Source organism: Polaromonas sp. P1_G4 (genome assembly GCF_056405475.1).
In genome coordinates this window covers 1-4,063 of sequence record NZ_JBFUCA010000396.1, presented here as the reverse complement: position 1 = coordinate 4,063, position 4,063 = coordinate 1, and the positions used below count along the sequence as shown (strand labels likewise).

Here is a 4,063-nt window from a genome sequence, read left to right as displayed (position 1 = left end):
CAATTGCGCAATGCCATGTCAATCGGCGAAGGCAGCCCCGCCGTGTTTTTCCAGCGCCCCATGTCGATCACGCTGGTCGTGATTGTGGTTGCGGTGCTGGTGCTTCCGCGTATGGCTAAATACTGGAAGGCGAAAAAACCTGCAAGTTGAGTTTTATTACTAAAAGGAGATGACATGCTGAACATCAAACGACGCACCGCATTGGGTGGGCTCGCCGGGTTGGGCCTGACCACGTTGGGCAGTACATTCCCCGCATTGGCGCAATCCGCCAAGGCGCCGGCAGCTGTCGCTTCTCCAAAAGGCAAGACCGCCAAACTAACTTCGAAACTGCGCATTGTGATACCGGCCAACGCCGGCGGGGGCTGGGACCAGACCGGCCGTGCGTTGGGTACGGCCTTGCTGGGTGTCGGCGCCGCTGACGAGATCGAATACGAAAACAAGGGCGGCAAGGGCGGCACCATCGGCCTGGCGTATTACGCCGAAAAATACGGCAACGATCCCAACACCCTGTTGATGGGCGGTATGGTCATGGTGGGCGCGGTTGCCTTGCAAAAACCCGCGGTCGACATGACTCGCATCCAGCCGATAGCCCGCCTGACCAGTGACTACCTCGTGGTGGTGGTCGCTGCCAGCTCGCCGATCCGTACCGTTGCCGATCTTGCCAGCCGGCTGCGCACCAACCCCAAAGACGTGCCGATCGCCGGCGGGTCGGCCGGTGGTGTGGATCATGTGTTTGCGGGGGTGCTGACCCGAGCCTCCCAAAGCAAACCGGAAGAACTGGTGTATTTGCCTTTCGCCGGCGGTGCCGAGGTGGTACAGGCCGTGCTGGGTGGCAAGGCAGTGGCCGGCATATCGGGCTACAGCGAGTTCAGCGATGAACTCGCCAGCGGAAAATTGCGTGCCATTGGCGTGTCGTCCAAGCGCACGGTTTTTGGCATTCCCTCGATTCGCGAGCAGGGGCTCGATGTGGACATGGCCAACTGGCGTGGTGTGTTTACCGGCCAAAACGTGGCACCCGCCCGCCAGGCCGAAATGGTCGAAGCGGTGAAAGCCGCCGCTGGGTATGAGTCCTGGCAAAAAACACTGAAGCAGAACCACTGGGATTCTTCGCTGCTCTCGGGACCCGGTTTTACCAGCTTCATTGACTTTGACCTGACGACCTCGCGAGTCATGGTGCACCTGCTCAAGCTCAAAGCCTGACGCTCTGCGGCAGGGTTTTCGGGAGGGGCGGCCGCGTGGGTCACCCCTTTTCTTTCTCCGGCGTCCATCTGATGGATGGCATGGAAAGTGCTGTAACTGTTGGGGAAACCGGCGCATGCCGGCCTGCTGCCTGATACATGCCACCACCGCTGGAGAATCTCATGCCGACTGTTCGACGACGTATTTTTCTCGGTGGGCTTTCCTGCCTGGGCGCAGCTGCCGCCGGCGTTGTCCCTGCACCCTTGTGGGCACAGGCTGCCGTGAAGGGCAAGCTTGCGCCCAGATTGCGCATCGTCATACCAGCCGCCTCGCGCAGCACGCTGGACGAAGCGGGCCGTGCCCTCGGCGATGCCCTGGTCGGCCTGGGCCTGAGCGACGAGATTGAATACGAAAACAAGGAGGGGCACGGCGGCACCACAGGGCTGGCCTGGTATGCCGGCAAGTACGGCTCCGATCCCAATGCGCTTTTCATGGGTGACAGCAACCTGGTCGGCGCAGTGGCTTTGCAAAAACCAGCCGTGGACCTGACCCGGCTCCGCCCGGTGGCCCGCCTGACCAGCGACTACCTGGTGGTGGTGGTCGCCGGCAACTCGCCCATCAAGACCGTCAACGAACTGGCTGAGCGCCTGCGCACCAGCCCCAGGCTGACGCCCATGGCGATTGGTTCTGTTGGGGGTGTGGACCACGTGTTCGCCGGCCTGCTGGCCAAGTCTGCCGGTAGCCGCCCTGAAGACCCGGTGTATCTGCCCTTTGCCCGCAATTTTGAATTGGTGGATGCGGTATTGACCGGCAAGGCGGTGGCCGGTGTTTCCGGATACGGAACTTTCAGCGCAGAACTGGCCAGCGGCAAGCTGCGCGCCGTGGGTGTGTCATCCAAGAAGACAAGCTACGGTGTGCGGTCCATGCGGGAGCAGGGGCTGGACCTGGATATGGCGAACTGGCGGGCAGTTTTTACCGGCCAGGGCGTCACGCCCGCGCGCCAGTCGGAGATGGTTGACGGCGTCAAGGCGTCGCTGGCCTATGAGCTGTGGAAAAAAACGCTCAAGGAAAGTTACTGGGAGCAGTCCTGGCTGTCCGGGGCTGACCTCACCAACTTTATCGACTTTGATACCAAGACCACACAGCTAATGATGCAGCTGCTCAAGCTCAAGGCTTGATAGCCACCGCAAGGAATATGGCTTATTGGTTGGCACCCAGGGCCCGCGCGCGCTGGCGTGTGCTGGTCAATTCCGCAGCTTCTGCGCCGGCTACCGGCCAGCCTGAAAGATGCAGCTGCGCCAGCTCGGCAAGCCCCGCAATCCATTCATGGCTGTCGTTCAGGCAAGGGATGTAGCTGAATTCCTTGCCGCCCGCATGCAGGAAAGCTTCGCGGGCTTCCATGTTGATTTCCTCCAGCGTTTCGAGGCAGTCGCCGGTAAAACCGGGGCAAATCACATCGACCCGCCCGACACCTGCCTTTGCCAGGGCCACCAGTGTGGGCTCGGTATACGGCTCAAGCCATTTGGCCTTGCCAAAGCGCGACTGGAAGGTGACCTTGTACTGCGCAGGCTGCAGGCTCAGTTGGGTGGCCAGCAGCCGGGCGGTTTTATGGCATTCACAGTGATACGGGTCGCCCAGCTTCAGCGTGCGCTCGGGTACCCCGTGAAAGCTCATGACCAGCTGCTCGCCGCGGCCGGCGGTGCGCCAGTGTTCGCGCACGCGTGCCGCCAGCGCGCTGATATAGCCGGGATGATCGTGGTAGTGGTTGACAAAGCGGAACTCGGGGATGCGGCGTATGCGCGCCGCCCAGGCGTAGACCGCATCAAAAACGCTGGCCGTGGTGGTGCCGCTGTATTGCGGATAGGCCGGCAGGATGAGGATGCGCGTGACGCCGTCGGCCTTGAGCTGATCAAGCTGCGAGGCGATGGATGGATGGCCGTAACGCATGGCGTAACGCACCTCGACGGGCAGTCCACGCACTGCCAGGTAACCGCGCAGCATGACGGCCTGCTTTTGCGTCCACACCCGCAGCGGCGAGCCTTCCTTCATCCAGATGCTGGCGTATTTGGCCGCAGACTTTTTGGGCCGCACGCGCAGGATGATTCCGTGCAGGATCAGCCACCAGAGCGCTCTGGGGATTTCAACCACGCGCGGGTCGCTTAAAAACTCCGCGAGGTAGCGGCGCAATGCCGGTGCCGTCGCTTCATCGGGCGTACCCAGGTTGCAGAGCAGGACGGCCGTGCCGCAGGCCGTGGGCGTGGCTGGCGCTGCACCGTGCGTGAAGGGGGGTTCGGGGTTGAAAGGCGTGAGGATGCGCGAGCGAAAAGACATGGGTTATTCTCGCCTATCCCATTGACGCTGCCTATGCTTGACCTGTCCACCATAAAAGCCATCACACTTGACCTCGATGACACCCTGTGGCCCATCTGGCCTGCCATTGAAAGGGCCGAGAAAGCACTGGACGACTGGCTCAGCCAGCATGCACCGATGACCGCGGCGCTGTTTTCCAACCCGGCGGCGCGCCATGAGATCCGGGAGCACGTCACACGCTCGCGCCCGGAGCTCAAATACAACCTGAGCGCGATACGCCGGGAGGCGATACGGGTGGCGCTGTACCGCTCCGGCGAAGACCCGTTGCTGGCGGAGGMTGCGTTCAACGTCTTCTTTGAAGAGCGCAACCGGGTCACCTTGTTTGAAGACGCGGTGCTGGCGCTGGAATTCCTGTCCGGGCGTTACCCGCTGGTGGCGGTTTCCAACGGCAACGCGGACGTCGAACGAATCGGCATCGGCCGGTATTTCAGGGCGGCCATCAGCGCCCAGCAGTTCGGTGTGGGCAAGCCCGACCCGCGCATTTTTCATGCGGCAGCTGGGGCCGTGGAGGTAC

Annotated in this window: 4 protein-coding genes; 3 read left to right on the top strand and 1 reads right to left on the bottom strand. The window is 62.1% G+C overall.

The window, feature by feature from the left end; all coding sequences use genetic code 11:
- Nucleotides 1–174: 174 nt before the first annotated feature.
- Together AC1D1X_RS17335 and AC1D1X_RS17330 are read left to right on the top strand one after the other, a co-directional pair.
- Nucleotides 175–1,200: a Bug family tripartite tricarboxylate transporter substrate binding protein gene (locus tag AC1D1X_RS17335; protein ID WP_477669017.1), complete on the top strand. Its 1,026-nt coding sequence runs from the start codon at nt 175–177 to the stop codon at nt 1,198–1,200.
- Between the two features lie 161 nt (nt 1,201–1,361).
- The gene (locus AC1D1X_RS17330) at nt 1,362–2,357 is read left to right on the top strand and encodes a tripartite tricarboxylate transporter substrate-binding protein (RefSeq protein ID WP_477669018.1); all 996 of its coding nucleotides are present in this window, start codon (nt 1,362–1,364) and stop codon (nt 2,355–2,357) included.
- 22 nt (nt 2,358–2,379) lie between these two features.
- Here AC1D1X_RS17330 and hemH read toward each other — a convergent pair whose 3' ends face one another.
- Nucleotides 2,380–3,510 (bottom strand): ferrochelatase, encoded by a 1,131-nt coding sequence (gene hemH / locus AC1D1X_RS17325; RefSeq protein WP_477669019.1) that lies wholly within the window; start codon nt 3,508–3,510, stop codon nt 2,380–2,382.
- 33 nt (nt 3,511–3,543) lie between these two features.
- On the opposite strand from hemH, the gene AC1D1X_RS17320 reads away from it, so the two are divergent.
- Nucleotides 3,544–4,063 (top strand): HAD family hydrolase (locus tag AC1D1X_RS17320; RefSeq protein WP_477698747.1); only part of this gene is annotated, 520 nt, incomplete at its 3' end.